The sequence below is a fragment of the Streptococcus caprae genome (genome assembly GCF_042649745.1).
Classification (GTDB): Bacteria; Bacillota; Bacilli; order Lactobacillales; family Streptococcaceae; genus Streptococcus; species Streptococcus caprae.
The window spans coordinates 83071-103063 of record NZ_JBHRZV010000053.1 but is presented as its reverse complement, the minus strand read 5'-3'; the positions used below and the strand labels follow the sequence as shown (position 1 = coordinate 103063).

Annotated in this window: 21 protein-coding genes; all 21 read left to right on the top strand. The window is 44.4% G+C overall.

All coding sequences use genetic code 11. From position 1 onward, the window contains the following. Positions 1-21 precede the first annotated feature (21 nt). The 21 genes from rplU (at position 22) to ACFORF_RS10850 (ending at position 19961) form a co-directional block, all read left to right on the top strand. Positions 22-336, top strand: a complete 315-nt coding sequence (gene rplU, locus ACFORF_RS10950; RefSeq protein WP_380428150.1) for a 50S ribosomal protein L21 — start codon at positions 22-24, stop codon at positions 334-336. 33 nt (positions 337-369) lie between these two features. Continuing rightward, entirely contained in the window at positions 370-660 is a 291-nt protein-coding gene (gene rpmA / locus ACFORF_RS10945; protein ID WP_380428148.1) for a 50S ribosomal protein L27, read from the top strand. A gap of 434 nt (positions 661-1094) precedes the next feature. Beyond that, positions 1095-2015: a LysR family transcriptional regulator gene (locus tag ACFORF_RS10940; protein ID WP_380428146.1), complete on the top strand. Its 921-nt coding sequence runs from the start codon at positions 1095-1097 to the stop codon at positions 2013-2015. Beyond that, positions 2012-2464: a signal peptidase II gene (lspA, locus tag ACFORF_RS10935; RefSeq protein WP_380428144.1), complete on the top strand. Its 453-nt coding sequence runs from the start codon at positions 2012-2014 to the stop codon at positions 2462-2464. Before ACFORF_RS10940 ends, lspA begins: the two co-directional genes overlap by 4 nt. After that, positions 2465-3364: an RluA family pseudouridine synthase gene (locus ACFORF_RS10930; protein WP_380428143.1), complete on the top strand. Its 900-nt coding sequence runs from the start codon at positions 2465-2467 to the stop codon at positions 3362-3364. An 8-nt stretch (positions 3365-3372) separates the two neighbouring features. Then, entirely contained in the window at positions 3373-3993 is a 621-nt protein-coding gene (locus ACFORF_RS10925) for a Pr6Pr family membrane protein (protein ID WP_380428141.1), read from the top strand. A gap of 218 nt (positions 3994-4211) precedes the next feature. Beyond that, a complete protein-coding gene (gene pyrR / locus ACFORF_RS10920; protein WP_380428139.1) occupies positions 4212-4733 on the top strand; it encodes a bifunctional pyr operon transcriptional regulator/uracil phosphoribosyltransferase PyrR in 522 nt (173 codons plus the stop codon). 43 nt (positions 4734-4776) lie between these two features. Beyond that, positions 4777-5709, top strand: coding sequence for an aspartate carbamoyltransferase catalytic subunit (locus tag ACFORF_RS10915; RefSeq protein ID WP_380428137.1), 933 nt, complete (start codon positions 4777-4779; stop codon positions 5707-5709). Positions 5710-5740: 31 nt separating this feature from the next. Next, a complete protein-coding gene (locus tag ACFORF_RS10910) occupies positions 5741-6823 on the top strand; it encodes a carbamoyl phosphate synthase small subunit (protein ID WP_380428135.1) in 1083 nt (360 codons plus the stop codon). 243 nt (positions 6824-7066) lie between these two features. Further along, on the top strand, positions 7067-10246 hold the full coding sequence (gene carB, locus ACFORF_RS10905) for a carbamoyl-phosphate synthase large subunit (protein ID WP_380428133.1): 3180 nt from the start codon (positions 7067-7069) through the stop codon (positions 10244-10246). 57 nt (positions 10247-10303) lie between these two features. Next, positions 10304-11056 (top strand): class I SAM-dependent methyltransferase, encoded by a 753-nt coding sequence (locus ACFORF_RS10900; RefSeq protein WP_380428131.1) that lies wholly within the window; start codon positions 10304-10306, stop codon positions 11054-11056. Positions 11057-11378: 322 nt separating this feature from the next. After that, positions 11379-12674: an efflux RND transporter periplasmic adaptor subunit gene (locus tag ACFORF_RS10895; protein ID WP_380428130.1), complete on the top strand. Its 1296-nt coding sequence runs from the start codon at positions 11379-11381 to the stop codon at positions 12672-12674. Continuing rightward, on the top strand, positions 12664-13377 hold the full coding sequence (locus ACFORF_RS10890; protein WP_380428128.1) for an ABC transporter ATP-binding protein: 714 nt from the start codon (positions 12664-12666) through the stop codon (positions 13375-13377). The genes ACFORF_RS10895 and ACFORF_RS10890 overlap by 11 nt, the downstream gene beginning before the upstream one ends. A gap of 10 nt (positions 13378-13387) precedes the next feature. After that, on the top strand, positions 13388-14632 hold the full coding sequence (locus ACFORF_RS10885) for an ABC transporter permease (protein ID WP_380428126.1): 1245 nt from the start codon (positions 13388-13390) through the stop codon (positions 14630-14632). Then, positions 14625-15239 carry a TVP38/TMEM64 family protein gene (locus ACFORF_RS10880; protein WP_380428124.1) on the top strand — a complete coding sequence of 205 codons (615 nt, stop codon included), beginning with the start codon at positions 14625-14627 and terminating at the stop codon, positions 15237-15239. The genes ACFORF_RS10885 and ACFORF_RS10880 overlap by 8 nt, the downstream gene beginning before the upstream one ends. A 111-nt stretch (positions 15240-15350) precedes the next feature. Further along, positions 15351-15623, top strand: coding sequence for a 30S ribosomal protein S16 (gene rpsP, locus ACFORF_RS10875; RefSeq protein ID WP_380428122.1), 273 nt, complete (start codon positions 15351-15353; stop codon positions 15621-15623). A gap of 9 nt (positions 15624-15632) precedes the next feature. Then, the gene (locus ACFORF_RS10870) at positions 15633-15872 is read left to right on the top strand and encodes a KH domain-containing protein (protein WP_380428120.1); all 240 of its coding nucleotides are present in this window, start codon (positions 15633-15635) and stop codon (positions 15870-15872) included. Positions 15873-16125: 253 nt separating this feature from the next. Continuing rightward, positions 16126-17412, top strand: coding sequence for a hypothetical protein (locus ACFORF_RS10865; RefSeq protein ID WP_380428118.1), 1287 nt, complete (start codon positions 16126-16128; stop codon positions 17410-17412). 321 nt (positions 17413-17733) lie between these two features. Then, positions 17734-18252, top strand: coding sequence for a ribosome maturation factor RimM (rimM, locus tag ACFORF_RS10860; protein WP_380428116.1), 519 nt, complete (start codon positions 17734-17736; stop codon positions 18250-18252). Further along, on the top strand, positions 18242-18979 hold the full coding sequence (gene trmD / locus ACFORF_RS10855; protein WP_380428114.1) for a tRNA (guanosine(37)-N1)-methyltransferase TrmD: 738 nt from the start codon (positions 18242-18244) through the stop codon (positions 18977-18979). The genes rimM and trmD overlap by 11 nt, the downstream gene beginning before the upstream one ends. Then, entirely contained in the window at positions 18966-19961 is a 996-nt protein-coding gene (locus ACFORF_RS10850) for an NAD(P)/FAD-dependent oxidoreductase (protein WP_380428113.1), read from the top strand. Before trmD ends, ACFORF_RS10850 begins: the two co-directional genes overlap by 14 nt. Positions 19962-19993: the final 32 nt, after the last annotated feature.

Below are 19993 nucleotides of genomic sequence, written 5' to 3'. Positions count from 1 at the left end.
AAATATTATAGGAGGTGCATCATGAGCACATACGCAATCATTAAAACTGGTGGTAAACAGGTTAAAGTTGAAGTAGGTCAAGCAATCTACGTTGAAAAACTTGATGTTGAAGCTGGTGCAGAAGTAACCTTTAACGAAGTTGTTCTTGTCGGTGGTGACAAGACTGTAGTTGGTACTCCAGTTGTTGAGGGAGCTACAGTAGTGGGAACTGTTGAAAAACAAGGTAAGCAAAAGAAAGTTGTTACTTTCAAATACAAACCTAAAAAAGGTTCACACCGTAAACAAGGTCACCGTCAACCTTACACTAAAGTTGTTATCTCAGCAATCAACGCTTAAGAACAACGGACAGAATTAAGAGAGGACACTATTATGTTGAAAAATCTTGAAAACTTATTCCTGATGGCCCACAAAAAAGGTGGGGGTTCTACTTCTAACGGCCGTGACTCACAAGCTAAACGTCTTGGAGCTAAGGCTGCAGATGGTCAAACTGTAACTGGTGGATCAATCCTTTACCGTCAACGCGGAACACACATCCACCCAGGACTTAACGTAGGTCGTGGTGGTGACGACACACTCTTCGCTAAAGTTGAAGGTGTTGTACGTTTCGAACGTAAAGGTCGCGATAAGAAACAAGTTTCTGTTTATCCAATCGCTAAGTAAGGTCTAAAAACCTTATAAAACAAGGCTTTCCGAGATTTCGGAAGGCCTGTTTTTTGTTTTGGTACCCTGTTTGATATTCTTATTTTAAACATCCCTGCAGTGTCGTGTTAACAATTTTTAAAACTGTTTAATAAGCGCAGTTAGATTACATATCTAGTTTGTAGTTAAGGTTTTATTTTCTATAAGAAGCAATGCAGTAGTTTTTTATATTGGTAACCTTGTAATTTATCGTTTCTATGCTCTGCTATTTTCTAATCAACACGCTAGGATAATCGCCTTTCGGTTGAATTTTTGTTATAATAGGTGACGCGATACTCACTAAACATGAAAACTTGATGAGGTGTTTCGACTTAGCTCTTCGAGGGCCGAGCAAGGATATCTAATCAGGCATTGTTTTGATTTTAGAAAAGTATGACTTTCGAGGAGGGGGAAGGATGAACATTCAACAACTTCGCTATGTTGTGGCCATTGCCAATACGGGAACTTTTCGTGAAGCGGCATCTAATTTGTATGTCAGCCAACCGAGTTTATCGGTTGCAGTCCGTGATTTAGAGGATGAGCTGGGATTCAAGATTTTTAAGCGGACGACAGCTGGGGCTGTTTTAACCAGACGTGGGACTATTTTCTTTGAAAAGGCTAGCCAGTTGGTGGCTAATTTTGACAAGTTTGAGAATCAGTACACCCCACAAAAAGGTCAGGTCAAAGAATTTTCTATCGCAAGTCAACACTACGACTTCCTACCGCCTCTGATTACCCAATTTTCTAAAGTTTGTCCAGAATCAACGAATTTGAGGATTTTTGAGTCCACAACCATTCAAATTTTGGATGAAGTTGCTGACAGTCATAGTGAACTGGGGATTATTTATATGAATCCGCAAAACAGTGAGGGCATCCAGCGTAAGATGGCTAAGAATGGACTGGAAGCAGTGGAACTCTTCCAGTTCCAAACTCATATCTACCTCCGCAAAGACCATCCTCTGGCCAGCAAGTCTAGCTTGACCATGGACGATTTGGCAGGCCTCCCCACAGTTCGCTTTACTCAGGAGAAGGATGAATACCTCTATTACTCTGAAAATTTGGTGGACACGACGGAGTCTGGCCTTATGTACAATGTGACTGACCGTGCCACCCTTAACGGGATTTTAGAGCGGACGGACGCCTATGCGACAGGATCAGGCTTCCTTGACGCCAATAGTGTGAACGGGATTACAGTTATTCCTCTTGAAGATGGGGGTGATAACCGCATGGTCTATGTTAAGCGCAGTGAGATGGGCTTGTCTGAGGTCGCTCAAGAATTCGTGGGCATCATGGAAGCTTACTTCGTTGAGGAAACACAAAAAAGGAAGAATAAATGAAAGCAAAATTATCATTTGGCCTCTTGGGACTCCTACTCATAGGCTTAGACCAGTGGACCAAGGCTTGGGTGGTTAGCCATATTGGTTTGGGTGAGACCCAGCCTTTTCTGCCAGGACTTTTTAGTTTGACCTATCTTCAGAATTTTGGGGCGGCCTTTTCCATGCTTCAAAATCAGCAGTGGCTCTTTACTATCATCACCTTGGCTGTTCTGGGGGCAGCGACTTATTATTTTGCCAGACAAAAGGCTTTCCATTTTTGGAAATATCTAGGTCTAACTCTGGTAATTGCTGGTGGTATTGGGAATTTTATCGACCGTCTTCGCCTGGGGTATGTTGTAGATATGGTTGACTTGGATTTTATGAATTTTGCCATCTTTAACCTAGCCGATGCCTGCCTAACGGTAGGCGTTATCCTGGTGATGTTGGCCCTTTGGAAGGAAGAAGTGTAAATGGAACTCATTATTACAGAAGCTGGTGCTCGTTTGGACAAGGCCCTGGCTGACCTGACAGACCTCTCTCGGAGCCAGGCGAATGAAGCCATCAAGGAGGGCACTGTCTTGGTCAATGGCAAAGCTGCTAAGGCCAAATATGCGGTTAAAGTAGGCGATGTCATCACCTATGAGCTACCAGAGGAAGAAGTGCTGGAGTATGTCGCCGAAGATCTGCCACTTGATATCGTCTATGAGGATGCTGATGTGGCTGTGGTCAATAAACCCCAAGGCATGGTGGTTCATCCCTCTGCTGGACACGCTTCCGGTACCCTAGTCAATGCTCTGCTATTTCACATTAAGGACCTGTCAGGCATCAATGGGATTATCCGTCCTGGAATCGTTCACCGCATTGACAAGGATACTTCGGGCCTGTTGATGGTTGCCAAAAATGACCAGGCCCACCAAGCTCTTGCTGATGAACTCAAGGCCCAAAAGTCTCTCCGTAAATACCTGGCCATCGTCCATGGCAATCTTCCCAACGATCGTGGTGTGATTGAAGCACCGATTGGTCGTTCTGAAAAAGACCGGAAAAAACAAGCCGTCACCGCCAAGGGGAAACCTGCTCTCACCCGTTTTCATGTCTTGGAACGCTTTGGCGACTACACCTTGGTTGAGGTAACCTTGGAGACGGGGCGGACCCACCAAATTCGGGTTCACATGGCCTATATTGGTCATCCTGTTGCCGGTGATCCAGCCTACGGGCCTCGGAAGACCCTAGCTGGTCAAGGGCAGTTTCTCCATGCAGAGACCCTTGGCTTCACCCATCCGACGACAGGTGAGCTGATGACCTTCACTGCACCAGTGCCAGCCATTTTCCAGGAAACCTTGGAAAGCTTAAGGGCTGGTCAAATCAAATAGGAGATATCATGCGAAAACAGTTGATTTTGGGCAGTCGCCTGCTGCTCTTTGTCCTTTCTTTGACGGGGACTTTCTTGGAAATTTATAAGTACGGTGGCCACATGCTCATGTATTATACTGTGCTGTCCAATCTCTTTGTGACTCTTTTTACCTTCTACTTGGTCCTTGAGATGGTGATTGGAAAGGATTGGGAACGTACCAGCCTCCTGCGAGTCAAGGGTGGTGTGACCATGTCCATCATGATTACTTGTGTCATTTATCATTTTATGCTGGCCCCCTTGGCCGATGATTTTTGGCGGGTGGAGAACCTCCTCTGTCATTACATTGTGCCCCTATATTTCTTAGCGGATACCCTCTTGTTGGACCGGCCACGTCAGTATCGCTGGTTTGATCCTATTATTTGGACAGCTTTGCCGCTGCTTTATATGGTGTTCGGCCTCTTCAATGGTTTGGTCCTCAAGATTCCCATTCCAGATGCTGATGATTCGCCCTTTGCCTACTTTTTCCTCAATGTGACCAAGTACGGTTGGGCCTATGTTTTGACCTATGCAGGAACTATCTTTGTGGCCTATTTACTGGCAGGATTTGTCCTCTACGGCCTTAAACGTTTGGATTTTACTAAAAAATAGCAGAGCTATAAACTTTTTGGTTCAGAAATGATGAAATTCTGGCAATCTTGCTAGACTTTTGTTATAATGGTTCTAACAAAATAATTCCTTTAAGTGCTGTCCAGAGAGGCAGGCAAGGAGAACAGATACAAGGGCAGGGGTGAACTCTACCCTATTTGCTGAACTCTCCTTGTGTAGGAGAGTTTTTTTCTACCCTAAAAGCTAGAAAGGTATTGCTCATGAAAAGCAAAGAAATTGTCGACAGTGTTACTATGAAGCGGGCTATCACCCGCATCACTTACGAGATTATCGAGCGCAATAAAAACCTAGACCAAGTAATCTTGGCAGGGATTAAGACGCGTGGTGTTTATATCGCCAATCGGATTCAAGAGCGTCTCAAACAATTGGAAGACTTGGATGTGCCTGTTGCAGAACTTGACATTCGTAGTTTCCGTGACGATGTTAAAACGACAGAAGATACGACCCTCATGCCTGTAGATGTGACTGAGCGCGAGGTAATTTTAGTGGACGATGTGCTCTATACCGGTCGTACTATCCGCGCTGCTATTGATAACGTGGTCAGTCATGGTCGCCCTGCCCGTGTGAGTTTGGCAGTCCTCGTTGACCGTGGACACCGTGAGCTCCCTATCCGTGCGGATTATGTTGGCAAGAACATCCCAACCTCTAGCGATGAAGAAATTTTAGTTGAAATGGCAGAAATTGACGGCACTGATCGCATCAGTATCGTCTTGCCAGAATAAGCAGGTTACCCTCAACTAGATAGTAAATTCAGGAGGAAACAGGATGGCTGTTGTAAACGGTCAGGTGAGTTTGGACCATCTGACAACGATGGAAGACCTCACCAATGATGAGGTCCTAGCGCTGATTCAGCGTGGTCTAGCCTTCAAGCAAGGACAGGTAGAGATTACATCGAGACAAGACAAGTTTGTGTCCAACCTCTTTTTCGAGTCCTCAACGCGGACCCATAAATCCTTTGAGGTGGCAGAACGCAAGCTTGGCATGCAGGTTATTGATTTTGACTCCAGCAAGAGCTCGGTCAATAAGGGAGAAACCCTTTACGATACGATTTTAACCATGTCAGCCCTGGGCGTTGATGTCTGCGTCGTGCGGCATTTTGAGGAGGACTACTATAAACCCCTCATTGATAGTTCTACGATTACGGCTTCGATTGTCAATGGCGGAGACGGCTCTGGTCAACATCCCAGCCAATGCTTGTTGGATTTGATGACCATTTATGAGGAATTCGGGCACTTTGACGGACTCAAGATTGCCATAGCTGGCGACATCACCCATTCACGGGTTGCTAAGTCTAACATGCAGGTCCTCAAACGTCTTGGAGCGCAGCTTTATTTTGCAGGACCAGAAGAGTGGTACGACAGCAAATTCAACCTCTATGGGAAGCATGTCTCTATCGATGAAGTGGTGGACACGGTTGATGCCCTTATGCTCTTGCGCGTACAGCATGAGCGTCACGATGGGGCAGGGACATTTTCCAAAGAAACCTATAACCGCCTGCATGGATTGACTGAGGAGCGCTATGCTCGTTTGGGCGAATCCAGTATTATCATGCACCCAGCCCCAGTCAATCGTGATGTAGAAATCGACGATAGTCTAGTTGAGGCAGACAAGTCCCGTATCGTTCGTCAGATGGAGAATGGGGTCTATGTGCGCATGGCAATCTTAGAAGCGATTTTAGCCGGTCGCGAAACACTTTAAGGGCTTACAGAGAGAAGCAAAAGGAGAAAAAATGGCAAAACGATTATTGATTTTAGAAGACGGTACTGTTTTTGAAGGAGAGGCCTTCGGAGCAGATATGGATGTGACGGGGGAGTTGGTCTTCTCAACAGGGATGACAGGCTATCAGGAGTCCATCACAGACCAATCTTACAACGGTCAGATTTTGATCTTTACCTATCCGCTGGTTGGTAACTACGGGGTCAATCGCGATGACTATGAGTCTATCAGCCCAACCTGTAAGGGTGTTGTCGTCAGTGAACATGCACGTCGTGCCAGCAACTGGCGTAACCAAATGACCTTGGACGAATTTCTTAAGGCTAAAAACATTCCTGGTATTTCAGGGATCGACACCCGGGCCCTCACCAAGATTATCCGTAGCAACGGGACAATGAAGGCGAGTCTGGCAAATCCTGGTGATGATATCAAGCACCTAACGGATCAACTACGCGCGACTGTTTTGCCGACCAATAATATTGCTCAAGTATCTACCAAGACTGCTTACCCTGCACCGGGTGTTGGGAAAAATATCGTCCTTGTGGACTTTGGTCTTAAACACTCGATTCTCCGTGAATTTTCAAAACGTGATTGCAATGTTACCGTGGTCCCTCACGATACGACAGCTGAGACGATTTTGGCCCTCAACCCAGACGGTGTCATGTTGTCCAACGGCCCTGGAGACCCAACGGATGTGCCACACGCACTTGACATGATTCGTGGCATTCAAGGAAAAATCCCTGTCTTTGGAATCTGTATGGGCCACCAACTCTTCAGCCTAGCAAATGGAGCTCAAACCTTCAAAATGAAGTTCGGTCACCGTGGATTTAACCATGCGGTGCGTGAAATCGCAACTGGCCGTGTAGATTTTACCAGTCAGAACCATGGCTTTGCCGTTGATCGCGACACTCTTCCTGACTGCCTCATGGTGACTCATGAAGAAATCAACGATAAAACGGTCGAAGGCGTTCGCCACCGCGATTTCCCAGCCTTCTCTGTCCAATACCATCCGGATGCTGCTCCAGGTCCACACGATGCTAGCTACCTCTTTGATGAGTTCCTAGAACTGATTGATGCCTTCCAAGCGAGCCAACAGTAAACCTAATGACACCCTTACTTGTGAAGACTACTGAGGTTTTCCCTCAGTCAGTTGTCCTGATATTTAAGCCTAACCCGTGAGCTAGACAATAGAGAAAGGAGAAGATACAAGGTTCAGATAGTTTGCTTATTTGAACACGCCCTACAAGCTGTGTCAAAAAGAGAAATCCTTCCTAGACGCGAGCGTCTTTGTCAGGTTTCCTATTTTGACGGTGCTTGTTTAACGGGCTTTGTATCATAAATTATGCCAAAACGTACTGATATTAAAAAGATTATGGTGATTGGGTCTGGTCCAATTATCATCGGACAAGCTGCAGAGTTTGATTATGCTGGAACCCAGGCCTGTCTGGCCCTCAAGGAGGAAGGCTACGAGGTTGTTCTCGTCAACTCAAACCCTGCTACGATTATGACGGACAAAGAAATCGCTGATAAGGTTTATATTGAGCCGATTACGCTAGAGTTTGTAACTCGGATTCTTCGTAAGGAACGTCCGGATGCTCTGTTACCAACTCTAGGTGGACAAACTGGTCTTAACATGGCCATGACCTTGTCCAAGGCTGGTATTCTCGATGAGCTCAATGTTGAACTTCTTGGGACTAAGTTATCAGCCATCGATCAGGCTGAGGACCGTGATCTCTTTAAACAGCTGATGGAAGAATTGGAACAACCTATCCCTGAGTCTGAAATCGTGGAGACAGTTGAAGCTGCCTTAGCATTTGCCAACAGCATCGGCTATCCGGTTATCGTGCGTCCTGCCTTCACTCTAGGTGGTACAGGTGGTGGTATGTGTGCCAACGAAGATGAGCTCCGTGAGACTGCTAAAAATGGTCTCAAACTCTCTCCTGTGACTCAGTGTTTGATTGAGCGTTCCATTGCAGGCTTCAAGGAAATCGAGTACGAAGTGATGCGTGATGCAGCAGACAATGCCCTCGTTGTGTGTAACATGGAAAACTTCGACCCAGTTGGTATCCATACGGGAGACTCCATCGTATTTGCGCCGACTCAGACCCTGTCTGATAGCGAGAACCAAATGCTCCGGGATGCCAGTCTCAAGATTATCCGCGCCCTCAAAATCGAAGGTGGTTGTAACGTTCAGTTGGCCTTGGACCCTCATTCCTTTAAATACTATGTTATCGAGGTTAACCCGCGGGTATCTCGGTCATCAGCTTTGGCTTCCAAGGCAACTGGTTATCCGATTGCCAAATTGGCTGCCAAGATTGCAGTCGGTCTGACCCTTGATGAGATGATCAACCCTGTCACAGGTACAACCTACGCCATGTTTGAGCCAGCTCTCGACTACGTTGTCGCTAAGATTCCACGTTTCCCATTCGACAAGTTTGAAAACGGTGAGCGTCGTCTTGGTACACAGATGAAGGCGACGGGAGAAGTTATGGCCATCGGTCGTAACATCGAGGAAAGCTTGCTCAAGGCTTGCCGTTCCCTTGAGATTGGTGTTTACCACAACCAAATGGCAGAGCTTGCTGATGAGTCTGATGACCGCCTCTTTGACATGATGGTTAAGGCTCAGGATGACCGCCTCTTCTACGTTTCTGAGGCTATCCGCCGTGGCATTTCTGTCGAAGAAATCGCAGAGCTGACCAAAATTGACCTCTTCTTCCTGGATAAACTGCTTCACATTGTCGAAATCGAAGAAGCCCTCAAAGCGAACATCGGTGACCTTGACCTGCTCAAAATTGCCAAACGTAATGGTTTTGCGGATCGTAAGATTGCAGACCTTTGGAACCAGACAGCAGCAGACGTGCGTGCGATCCGTATCGAGAATAAACTCATCCCAGTCTACAAGATGGTCGATACCTGTGCCGCCGAATTTGAGTCCAGCACGCCTTATTTCTACTCAACCTACGAGTGGGAAAATGAGTCCATCAAGTCCGATAAAGAATCCGTTATCGTTTTGGGGTCAGGCCCAATCCGTATCGGGCAAGGGGTAGAGTTTGACTACGCTACAGTCCACTCAGTGAAGGCCATTCAGGCAGCTGGTTACGAAGCCATCATCATGAACTCCAACCCAGAAACGGTCTCAACGGACTTCTCTGTCTCTGACAAGCTTTACTTTGAGCCATTGACTTTTGAAGATGTCATGAACGTTATCGAGTTGGAACAGCCTAAGGGTGTGGTTGTTCAGTTCGGTGGTCAGACAGCCATCAACCTGGCAGAAAGTCTGTCAAACGCTGGCGTAACTATTTTAGGAACTCAGGTAGCTGACCTTGACCGTGCTGAAGACCGTGACCTCTTTGAGCAAGCTCTCAAAGCCCTTGATATCCCACAACCTCCTGGACAAACGGCAACTAATGAAGAGGAAGCGGTCGAAGCGGCCCACAAGGTTGGTTTCCCAGTTCTCGTGCGTCCGTCCTACGTTCTCGGTGGTCGTGCCATGGAAATCGTGGAAAATGAGGCGGACCTCCGCAGTTACATGCGGACAGCTGTTGAGGCCAGTCCTGACCATCCTGTTCTCGTCGATAGTTACATTGTTGGTCGGGAGTGCGAAGTAGATGCCATTTCTGACGGAACGAATGTCCTCATTCCTGGGATTATGGAACATATCGAGCGGGCCGGTGTCCATTCGGGAGACTCTATGGCGGTTTACCCACCACAGACTTTATCTCCTGAAATCCAAGCGACCATTGCGGATTACACCAAACGTCTAGCGATTGGCCTGAACTGTATCGGTATGATGAACATTCAGTTTGTCATCAAGGATGAGACGGTTTATGTCATCGAGGTTAACCCACGTGCCAGCCGGACCGTGCCATTCTTGTCCAAGGTAACCAATATCCCAATGGCCCAAGTAGCAACCAAACTGATTCTTGGTCAGACCTTGACAGAGTTGGGCTATGAAGATGGTCTCTATCCTGAATCTTCACAAGTCCATGTCAAGGCCCCAGTCTTCTCCTTCAGTAAATTAGCCAAGGTAGACAGTCTGCTTGGTCCTGAAATGAAATCGACAGGTGAGGTTATGGGCTCTGACAATACCCTTGAAAAAGCCCTCTACAAGGCCTTTGAAGCAAGTTACTTCCACTTGCCAGAGTTTGGGAATGTTGTTTTCACCGTTGCTGATGAAGACAAGGAAGAAACGCTTGATTTAGCCAAACGCTTTGAGGCTATCGGATATAGCATCATGGCGACCGAGGGAACAGCAGCCTACTTTGCTGAGTATGGTATCAAGGCCTTGCCAGTTGAGAAGATTGGTGAGCAGTCTGATAATGACATCCCAGCCTTGGTCAAATCAGGTAAGGTTCAAGCCATCATCAATACGGTTGGGAAGAAACGTGTGGCTGACCCAGATGGTCAAGTCATCCGTAGCTCTGCCATTGGAGCAGGAGTGCCACTCTTTACCGCCCTTGATACGGCAGAAGCCATGCTCAAGGTACTGGAAAGTCGTGGTTTCTCAACCCAAGCTATCTAATACAGATTGAACAAAAATCGGCAGGTATGGTCTGCTGATTTTTGTTATAATAAGAGCATGAACGTATGTGTAACAACTAGCTTAAGACTGACGGACGACCTTCGTCAGCAGGCAAAGACTATCGCCAAAGATTTGAATATCCCTTATTTGGAACGCCAAAAGCTGTCTTTGACCAAACTTTTTCTTGACTGGGAGACTGTTTTGGTCCTGTCAAAGGAGCGTTTATCCCTAGAGCAGTCAAGTGGTCAGAGTCTATTTTTTCATCCGGATACTGCCATGCTAAGGATTAAGGCTTCGCATGATCCCCTACTAAACCTGATTGGTAATGAGTCTATTACGATTTTAGATTGCACGATGGGACTGGCCTCTGATAGTTTAGTAATGGCTTCAGCTGGTCATGAGGTGACGGCATTGGAATCCAATCATCTCATACACTACTTAGTGACTTATGGTCTTCAGCATACCCAAACAGCTCTTCCTAAACTCAACCGTGCCATGCGTGAATTGGTCACTCTTCATTCGGACAGTCTCACCTATCTTCAGGCTCAACCCTCGAAGTCTGTGGATATTATCTATTTTGATCCTATGTTTTCGGAAAAAATAGCAGAGTCAGCAAATTTATCTGGTCTTTTAGGACTTGCTAATTCCAGTCCACTGAGCAAGGAGTTGTTTGAACAGGCCTGTCGTGTGGCTAGACGAAAGATTATTCTCAAGGCACATTTCAGGGACCAGACCTTTGAGGAACTTGGGCTGACACGTGTCATTCGACCCAACCAAAAATTTCATTATGGCTACCTTGATTTGTACTAGAGGCTCATACAAAAAAGCCAATGATATCTTAAAAAATAGAAGTACTAGATTAATCTAGAACCGTTTCAACGCCTATCTAATAGCTTTTTGAACGGTCTTTTTATTTTTGATAAAAATACTTGACAAGGCAATTGTCCCATTCTATAATTGTGTTATAAAAACAATACAAAGTGAGGCAGCAGTTTTTCTTTCAATATTGTAAGATTTGACTCTAAAACTGTAAGTTTAGACTGGTCTGTTTGGTTTAAACTGAGGTTAGCACCTGTAATTGAGGGGATTAACAACTCTGTTTTACTATTTTTATCAAATCAAGGAGCATATCATGGCTAAAAAAGGAAAAAAACAACTCTCTAAAAAAACAATTATCGGATTAGCGGCAGCGGGTGTACTTCTAGTTGGAGGAGTAGGGACTGTTGGTTGGATGAATCATCAGTCGCAAGAGCAAACAGTGACTCCAACAACCTATACCTATTCAGAAGTTAAGGAGGGGACGATTGCATCTAGTACCCTACTATCTGGGACAGTAAAGGCGTTATCCGAACAATATGTTTATTACGATTCTACGAAGGGTGAAAATTTCACTTATAATGTCGCTGTAGGAGATCAAGTTGTGCCAGGTCAGCAATTGGTTCAGTATGATGCAACAGCTGCTCAGCAAGCCTACGATCAAGCAGTACGGTCTCTTAATAAAATCGGACGCGAAATTACCTTCTTAAAAACCTATGGTGTTCAGGCATCAACTGTAACAAGCACCGATTCTGAAACTGGAGAAACATCCTCTGAGACGGTTGAACCATCTGCAAGCCAAATAGCTACTTACAATAACCAATTGCAAGAACTTAATGATTCCTACGCCAATGCTCAAATTGAAGTTGACAAGGCACAAGCAGCCTTAAACAAAACAGTTATCTTAAGTGATGTTCAGGGTACAGTTGTTGAAATCAATCATAATGTTTCACCAACTTCTCAAACAACACAAACCTTGGTACACATTACCAGTGAAGGGCAATTGCAAGTTATCGGTAACTTAACAGAGTACGAGATGGCAAATGCTAAAGTTGGTCAAGAAGTAAAAATCAAGTCTAAGGTTTACCCTAACGAAGAATGGACTGGAAAAATTGCTGAAATTTCAAACTATCCTACGACGGATAGTTCTGCTGATTCTAATGCTGCAGCTGGTTCGACTGCTACAACAACGGCATCTTATCCTTATAAGATTGATATCACTAGTGCCTTGGGAAGCCTACGTCAAGGGTCAGCTGTATCTGTAGAAGTTGTTAATCAAAAGACGAGCTTACTGGTTCCTTTGACCTCCATCGTTACAGAAGATGATAAATCTTACGTTTTTGTCTACGATACTAAAACTACCAAAGTTAAAAAGACAGAAGTAACATTGGGTTCAGCAGATGGGACTTCTCAAGAAATTGTTTCTGGACTAGCAGCGGGTGATAAAGTCATTACAGTAGGTGACTATGTCCTTCAAGATGGACAAAGTGTTGAGGATGTCAAGTCTGAAAATGGTTCGGATGAGTCTTCACAAGCTGAAACAACACAGGCTACGGAGGCAACTACTAAAGCCCCTGAATCGACAGAAGCAGAGGTGACAAATGCACAATGATCAATCACGAAAACTCATTGAATTGAGTGGGATTACGAAATCCTATAAGAACGGTGACCAAGAGTTACAAGTTCTAAAAGGGATTGATATGACGGTTTACGAAGGTGAATTCGTAGCCATCATGGGCCCCTCAGGTTCTGGTAAATCAACCCTGATGAACATTATTGGCTTGTTGGATTCGCCGACCAGTGGTGACTATGAGCTCAATGAAACGCATGTTGAAGAGCTCAATGAAAAAAAACTAGCCCAAGTTCGTAATAAGGAAATCGGCTTTGTCTTCCAGCAATTCTTCTTACTTTCCAAACTATCTGCTAAGGAGAATGTCGAGCTTCCGCTGATTTATGCAGGCATGCCAGTTGGAAAACGAAAGGAATTAGCCGTTCAGTATCTAGAAAAAGTAGAGCTTGCCGAGCGGATGAACCACTTACCATCTGAACTTTCAGGAGGTCAAAAACAACGGGTGGCTATTGCCCGTGCTCTGGTTAATAGTCCGTCAATTATCTTAGCAGATGAACCTACAGGAGCATTGGATACCAAGACTGGTAATCAAATTATGGAACTGTTGACCCAGCTCAACCGTGAGGGAAAAACCATTATTATGGTTACTCACGAACCTGAGATTGCTGAGTATGCCAGTCGTCGCATCGTCATCCGTGATGGTGAGATTACCCAAGATACGACAGACAGTGTCCGTATAGATTAAGGAGGTCGCTATGGAAAATTGGAAATTTGCAATCTCCTCTATCATGGGGCACAAGATGCGGGCATTCTTAACCATGCTCGGTATTATCATTGGTGTAGCTTCTGTCGTGGTTATTATGGCTCTGGGACAAGGGATGACCTCTCAGGTTACTGATATGTTCTCTGCAGACCAGCAAGATGTTCAAGTTTATTTTGAATCCAATGATACCCAGGATAGTCAAGAAAGTTCTGGTATAACCTTTGGTTACGGTTATACAGAAGAAGTGGCGACAGCACCCAAAATGCAGGAAGAGTGGCTCCAAAAAGTTGTTGAAGAAGTTGACGGTGTTGAAGGCTACTTTGGAACTAATAACACGACAGGAACCGTCGAATACGACCGTAAAAAGGCAGAGTCTGTTAATATAACAGGAATTAATAAGACTTACTTTTCTGTCAAAAATTATAAAATCTTGGCAGGTCGTAAATTTAATGACCAAGACTATGCGAATTTTTCGCGCGTGATTATGTTAGATACTAAGTTGGCTGTTAAACTTTTTGGTAGTGATGAGGCTTCTCTCAATAAAGTCGTGACTGTCGGTAGCAAATCCTATCTGGTTGTCGGGGTATACGAAGATCCTAATGCCGGGACGGCCATGTACGGAATGGCTTCCGAAGGAAATGCTATCATGACCAATACTCAATTGGCGGCAGAGTATAATATGGATGAGCTCAGCTCTGTCTACCTTCATATTGCTGATGTATCTAAGTCAGCTGAGATTGCCAGTTCAGCAACCGCAGTTCTAACCCAATTATCAGGTAGCAAAGATGGACACTATACCAGCTTTGATATGACCAAGATGATTGAAGAAATTAATTCGGCTTACGGTATTATGACGGCTGTTATCGGTGCTATTGCAGGGATTTCCTTGCTGGTAGGTGGTATCGGTGTGATGAATATCATGTTGGTCTCTGTAACCGAACGGACGCGCGAAATTGGTCTGCGGAAGGCGCTGGGAGCGACACGTCGCAATATTTTGACCCAGTTCTTAATTGAGTCTATGGTACTGACATTGATTGGTGGACTGATTGGACTTGCAATAGCATTTGGCTTAACTATTGTGCTTGGCAATTCTTTCCCAGATATGAAGATGGTTATCATGCCACAGGTTGCCATCGGAAGTTTGATTTTCTCTGCTGTTATTGGTATTATATTTGGTATACTTCCAGCTAATAAAGCAAGTAAATTAAATCCGATTGAGGCGCTCCGCTATGAATAATCCAACAGGCAATAAGCGATACCAGAGATGGCAGAAAATTATCCATTTTCTGGGTTTTGTCTCTATCTTATTTACGATTATACTGATCGCTTATCTGTTAAAGGGGCTGGATATCATGAACAAGCCAGATGCTTTAGCTGAGCTGATTAGAGGCCATTATTTTTTGGGAACCATTATCTTTTTCCTTATCCAAATTATCCAAGTGGTTATCCCGATTATTCCAGGTGGGGTGACAACAGTGGTCGGATTTCTAGCCTTTGGTCCAGTGATGGGATTTTTACTGAACTATATTGGTATTTTGATTGGGTCGATCCTGCTGTTTTGGCTGGTTCGCCGATTCGGCCGTCCCTTTATCCTTCTCTTCATTGATGAGAAGCGGTTGGAGAAGTTCGAACACAAACTGAGCAATCCAACCTATGATACTTTCTTTGCCCTTAGTATGCTTTCTCCAGTTTCACCCGCTGATATTATTGTCATGGTGACTGGATTAACTAAGATGAGCTATCGGAAGTTTTTACTGATTATTATTCTGTGCAAACCCTTATCTATTTTTTGCTACGGCTATTTCTGGATTTATGGGGGAACACTCCTAGGAAAAATATTTTAAAAGGTGTCAAGTTTTTTTCTTGACACTCTTTGTTTTTGTGTTATAATGGTTAAAGTGAGTGAATAGCTCTGCTATCCTCCATAAAAAATAAAGAAAAGAGAAAAATCTCAAATGGCAGTAAAAATCCGTTTAACTCGTATGGGTTCTAAGAAAAAACCTTTCTACCGTATCAACGTTGCAGACTCACGTTCACCACGTGATGGTCGTTTCATCGAAACAGTTGGAACTTACAACCCACTCGTTTCTGAAAACCAAGTAACTTTGAAAGAAGACCGCGTTCTTGACTGGTTATCAAAAGGTGCTCAACCATCTGATACTGTTCGCAGCATCCTTTCAAAAGAAGGTGTGATGAAGAAATTCCACGAGTCTAAATTCTCAAAATAATAAAAGCCTATGGACACAATTGAAAATCTCATTATCGCTATCGTAAAGCCGCTTTTGTCGCAACCGGATCGCTTAACTATCAAAATTGAAGACACACCAGAGTTTCTGGAGTATCACCTTGACTTGGATACACAGGACATTGGCCGAGTAATCGGTAAAAAAGGCCGTACCATTACGGCGATAAGGACGATTGTATATTCTGTGCCAACCCAAGGTAAAAAAGTAAGACTTGTGATTGATGAGAAGTAATTCTAGTCAAATAATCAAGGAACAGTCAGGTTCGCCTGGCTGTTTTTTTTGACAAAATTCATTTTTGTGTAGAATATGATGACAATTTTTAGAAGATAGCTTGACATCTCCAAGTATTTTGATACACTGTTACTTTACTGGTTAAATATAAGAGACTGAATCACCTAGAATATCAGTTGAAACTACCTAGTCAAAATTCAGTCAATTGTAAAATGACCAATCATCGTCAGTTCTATAACTATTGGAGAATTTTATGAAAAGAATGCTAATTGAAAAGGGATTGAGAATTGGAATATCAGTAGTAGTTGGATGCTGCTATGGAATCAGCCAATCGTGTCCAGCACAAGCACAAACGACAGTTCCACAAACGACAGTTCCAGAGACGGGTGATTTTGGGTTTGTTGCTACTGTTATTGATACTAATGGTCGAAGTTTATCTGGTAAGAGAGTAACAGTGTGGGAATCGAGAGACGAAGGACTAGTCTATGTGGCCAGTTCATTGTCTAATAGAAAGGGAGTGGCGGCTTTTAATCAACTTTCTATGACAAGAAGGTTTGAAGTAGAGGTTGAAGGAGCTCAAAGCCAACCTCTATTATCACCTAGCAGGCCTGGCATGGTAGTTTCCGAAACTTTTAAGGTTGATTCCCTATCAGATGACAAGAAAAATACCATCAGTTTAATGGTACAAGGTGCCGATGCTCAGCCATTGGCTCAGCAGCGTGTAGAGCTTAAAAATAATCAAGGACAGACCATTGGAATTTGTAAGACGTGTGAGCACGGCTATGCAATTTTTGAGGAAGGGATAGCAGAGCAAGCTGAATATAACTATTATGTCAATGGTGTAAGATATGGTCGAGTAGGGGTCAATCAGCCTAAAACGGTACGCTTAGAAAATCCTAGTGGTGCAAAAACTTTCGTTCAATCTTCTATTTATAAATTCATAGCGCTTGCTAATGGAATGGAGAGTAGGAAGAGGGAAGTTTCCCTGCCATCTCAGAACGATAAGCATTTACATCAGTTATTTAATATAGCTAATGGTAAAGAGAGTCCACAGGATAAAGAGGTTGGACAAAATCTTCCGATTGATCATAGTTTGGGGCTGCTTGTTATGGGAGATGGCGAACGCTATTATCCTGCAAAAACAGACGATTTAAGCATGAAGAATAGTCAATCCAATACCACAAAAAATAAGGCGTTAACAGTTGTTGTAAGAAATGAGGACGGTTATCCGTGCGCCTTCCAAATTGTTTGTTTGAGAGATGATAGTCATCAAACGATAGGAGAGCTAGTTACTGATAAGGATGGTATTGCTGTGTTTCATTATGATTTTAAACTTGCTGAGCGCTATGATATTTTGGTGAATGGATACAGCCTAGCATCAATTCAAGGTGTTTCCACGAAGAATGTTTATATAAAATCTAATCTTATTGTTGAACTAGGGCACGAATTAGAAATTGTATCTGAAACGAATACGAAACCAGTTTCACTCCTAGCCAAACGTCACACTAGTCCTACTACAATTAAATCAAACAATGAGTAGACTCGTTCAGGATTCTGACATTGAATCGCAAAAATCCATAGTTAATTTCACTCATTCTGTAAGTGGAACTTAGTCTGTGAAAACATTAAAACCAATGGACTCCCTCTCAGGATAGGCTCCATTGGTTTTTCTAGTCCTTTATTTAATGTGTTTTAGGATAAGGTTTTTTGGAAGAGTATTGTGCATTTTCTGCTATTCAGCAAGTCTTAATTTGTGAAATCCGCTCTGCCATGGTAGAATAGTAGGCGTATGTGGGCGAAAATGATAACTGCCCTAAGATTTGGAAAGGATGTCATCTCGGACTAGAGATGACGACAAGATATGAATTATTTTAACGTTGGAAAAATTGTTAACACTCAAGGTTTGCAAGGTGAGCTACGGGTGATGTCTGTGACGGATTTTGCAGAGGAGCGCTTTAAAAAAGGTGCCCAGCTGGCTCTCTTTGATGACAAGGATCACTTCGTGACTACTCTAGAAATTGCTAGTCACCGCAAGCAGAAAAACTTTGACATCGTCAAATTTAAGGGCCTCTATCACATCAACGATGTTGAAAAATACAAGGGCTTTTCCCTTAAGGTAGCAGAGGAAAATCTCTCAGACCTAGATGAGGACGAATTCTACTATCATGAAATTATCGGTCTGGATGTTTACGAGAACGATGTTCTCATCGGTCAGATCAAGGAGATCCTCCAACCAGGGGCGAATGATGTTTGGGTAGTCAAGCGTAAGGGCAAACGTGACTTGCTCTTGCCTTACATTCCGCCGGTGGTTCTAAAGGTTGATGTAGCCGCAGGGCGCGTGGATGTTGATGTTCTTGAGGGACTAGACGATGAAGATTGATATTTTGACCCTCTTTCCTGAGATGTTTGCCCCCCTGGAGCATTCCATTGTCGGCAAGGCCAAGGAGAAGGGGCTGCTAGACATCAATTACTACAACTTTCGAGAGTATGCTGAGAAGGCTCGCCATGTCGACGATGAGCCCTACGGTGGTGGTCAGGGCATGTTGTTGCGGGCCCAGCCGATCTTTGATGCCTTTGAGGCTTTGGAAAAAATAGCAGAGCCCCGCGTGATTTTGCTGGATCCCGCTGGGCGGACCTTTGATCAGGCCTACGCAGAGGAGTTGGCTCGAGTGGAGCATCTGGTCTTCATCTGTGGCCACTATGAAGGTTACGACGAGCGGATCAAGACATTAGTGACGGATGAGATTTCTCTCGGAGACTTTGTCTTGACTGGTGGGGAACTCGCTGCCATGACCATGGTGGATGCGACAGTTCGTCTCATTCCAGAGGTTCTGGGCAAGGAAGCCAGTCACCGGGATGACAGTTTTTCGTCAGGTTTGCTAGAATTTCCTCAGTACACAAGGCCATATGATTTCCGCGGGATGACAGTTCCTGATGTCCTCATGAGCGGCCACCATGAAAATATCCGAAAATGGCGGATTGAGCAAAGCTTGCGAAAAACCCTAGCACGCCGACCTGACTTGCTTGAAAAGTATGAATTAACGTCAGAAGAAGCTCTGCTATTGGAACAGATAAAAGAAGAGGAGGAAACGCATGACAGACACTAAGATTCATGACATAACGATTATCGGGGGCGGTCCTGTAGGGCTTTTTGCGGCCTTTTATGCGGGTCTACGGGGGATGAGTGTTCAGATTATCGAAGCCCTTTCGGAGCTCGGTGGCCAACCTGCTATCCTCTATCCTGAGAAAATGATTTACGACATTGCGGCCTATCCAGCTATTTCAGGCGGTGATTTGGTTGCCAATCAGATTGAGCAATTAGAGCGCTTTAAAGATCGCACTACCATCACTCTTAAGGAAGAGGTATTGACCTTTGAAAAGACGGATGGTATTTTTACCATTACAACTAATAAGGGAACCCACCGGGCGCGTGCCATCATCATCGCTTGTGGAAATGGAGCCTTTGCCCCACGCCCATTAGGGGTTGACGGCGAAGAGAACTATGCGGATAATAATCTCTTTTATAACGTCCGTAAACTGGACCAGTTTACTGGACAGGATGTGGCTATTTTTGGAGGCGGAGACTCAGCTGTTGATTGGGCTCTGGCTCTAGAAAAGATTGCTAAATCTGTGACAGTTATTCATCGCCGTGATACCTTCCGAGCTCACGAACATAGTGTGGAACTCTTGCAGGCCTCATCTGTTGCTATCAAAACACCTTTTGTGCCAGTTGAGATTAAGGGAGATGGTCAGACGGCAAGTTCAATCACCATCCAAAAGGTCAAATCTGATGAGACTAAAGAGATAAACTTTGACTCTGTTATTGTTAGCTATGGCTTTGCGACCTCCAACAAGAACCTTCGTAACTGGGAGGTGGAGAGCAAGCGGAGTAGTATCTTGGTATCGCCGACCTATGAGACAACTTTAGAAGGTGTTTATGCCATCGGTGATGCTGCAGAATATGCCGGCAAGGTTGATTTGATTGCGGTTGGCTATGGTGAAGCACCGATTGCAGTTAACCAGGCCATCAATTACATCTATCCAGATCGTGACAATCGTGTGGTACACTCCACATCACTCATTCAGTAAAATCGAGGCTGGGCAAAAACTCAGAATTCAAC

Excerpts from the sequence above, each read along its gene's own strand:
- ACFORF_RS10890 (WP_380428128.1), top strand. The coding sequence starts at position 12,664 with ATGCACAATGATCAATCACGAAAACTCATTGAATTGAGTGGGATTACG.
- trmD (WP_380428114.1), top strand. The coding sequence starts at position 18,242 with ATGAAGATTGATATTTTGACCCTCTTTCCTGAGATGTTTGCCCCCCTG.
- ACFORF_RS10865 (WP_380428118.1), top strand. The coding sequence starts at position 16,126 with ATGAAAAGAATGCTAATTGAAAAGGGATTGAGAATTGGAATATCAGTA.
- ACFORF_RS10850 (WP_380428113.1), top strand. The coding sequence starts at position 18,966 with ATGACAGACACTAAGATTCATGACATAACGATTATCGGGGGCGGTCCT.
- rpsP (WP_380428122.1), top strand. The coding sequence starts at position 15,351 with ATGGCAGTAAAAATCCGTTTAACTCGTATGGGTTCTAAGAAAAAACCT.
- rimM (WP_380428116.1), top strand. The coding sequence starts at position 17,734 with ATGAATTATTTTAACGTTGGAAAAATTGTTAACACTCAAGGTTTGCAA.
- pyrR (WP_380428139.1), top strand. The coding sequence starts at position 4,212 with ATGAAAAGCAAAGAAATTGTCGACAGTGTTACTATGAAGCGGGCTATC.
- ACFORF_RS10930 (WP_380428143.1), top strand. The coding sequence starts at position 2,465 with ATGGAACTCATTATTACAGAAGCTGGTGCTCGTTTGGACAAGGCCCTG.
- ACFORF_RS10940 (WP_380428146.1), top strand. The coding sequence starts at position 1,095 with ATGAACATTCAACAACTTCGCTATGTTGTGGCCATTGCCAATACGGGA.
- ACFORF_RS10895 (WP_380428130.1), top strand. The coding sequence starts at position 11,379 with ATGGCTAAAAAAGGAAAAAAACAACTCTCTAAAAAAACAATTATCGGA.
- carB (WP_380428133.1), top strand. The coding sequence starts at position 7,067 with ATGCCAAAACGTACTGATATTAAAAAGATTATGGTGATTGGGTCTGGT.
- ACFORF_RS10880 (WP_380428124.1), top strand. The coding sequence starts at position 14,625 with ATGAATAATCCAACAGGCAATAAGCGATACCAGAGATGGCAGAAAATT.
- rpmA (WP_380428148.1), top strand. The coding sequence starts at position 370 with ATGTTGAAAAATCTTGAAAACTTATTCCTGATGGCCCACAAAAAAGGT.
- ACFORF_RS10885 (WP_380428126.1), top strand. The coding sequence starts at position 13,388 with ATGGAAAATTGGAAATTTGCAATCTCCTCTATCATGGGGCACAAGATG.
- ACFORF_RS10870 (WP_380428120.1), top strand. The coding sequence starts at position 15,633 with ATGGACACAATTGAAAATCTCATTATCGCTATCGTAAAGCCGCTTTTG.
- ACFORF_RS10910 (WP_380428135.1), top strand. The coding sequence starts at position 5,741 with ATGGCAAAACGATTATTGATTTTAGAAGACGGTACTGTTTTTGAAGGA.
- lspA (WP_380428144.1), top strand. The coding sequence starts at position 2,012 with ATGAAAGCAAAATTATCATTTGGCCTCTTGGGACTCCTACTCATAGGC.
- ACFORF_RS10915 (WP_380428137.1), top strand. The coding sequence starts at position 4,777 with ATGGCTGTTGTAAACGGTCAGGTGAGTTTGGACCATCTGACAACGATG.
- ACFORF_RS10900 (WP_380428131.1), top strand. The coding sequence starts at position 10,304 with ATGAACGTATGTGTAACAACTAGCTTAAGACTGACGGACGACCTTCGT.
- ACFORF_RS10925 (WP_380428141.1), top strand. The coding sequence starts at position 3,373 with ATGCGAAAACAGTTGATTTTGGGCAGTCGCCTGCTGCTCTTTGTCCTT.
- rplU (WP_380428150.1), top strand. The coding sequence starts at position 22 with ATGAGCACATACGCAATCATTAAAACTGGTGGTAAACAGGTTAAAGTT.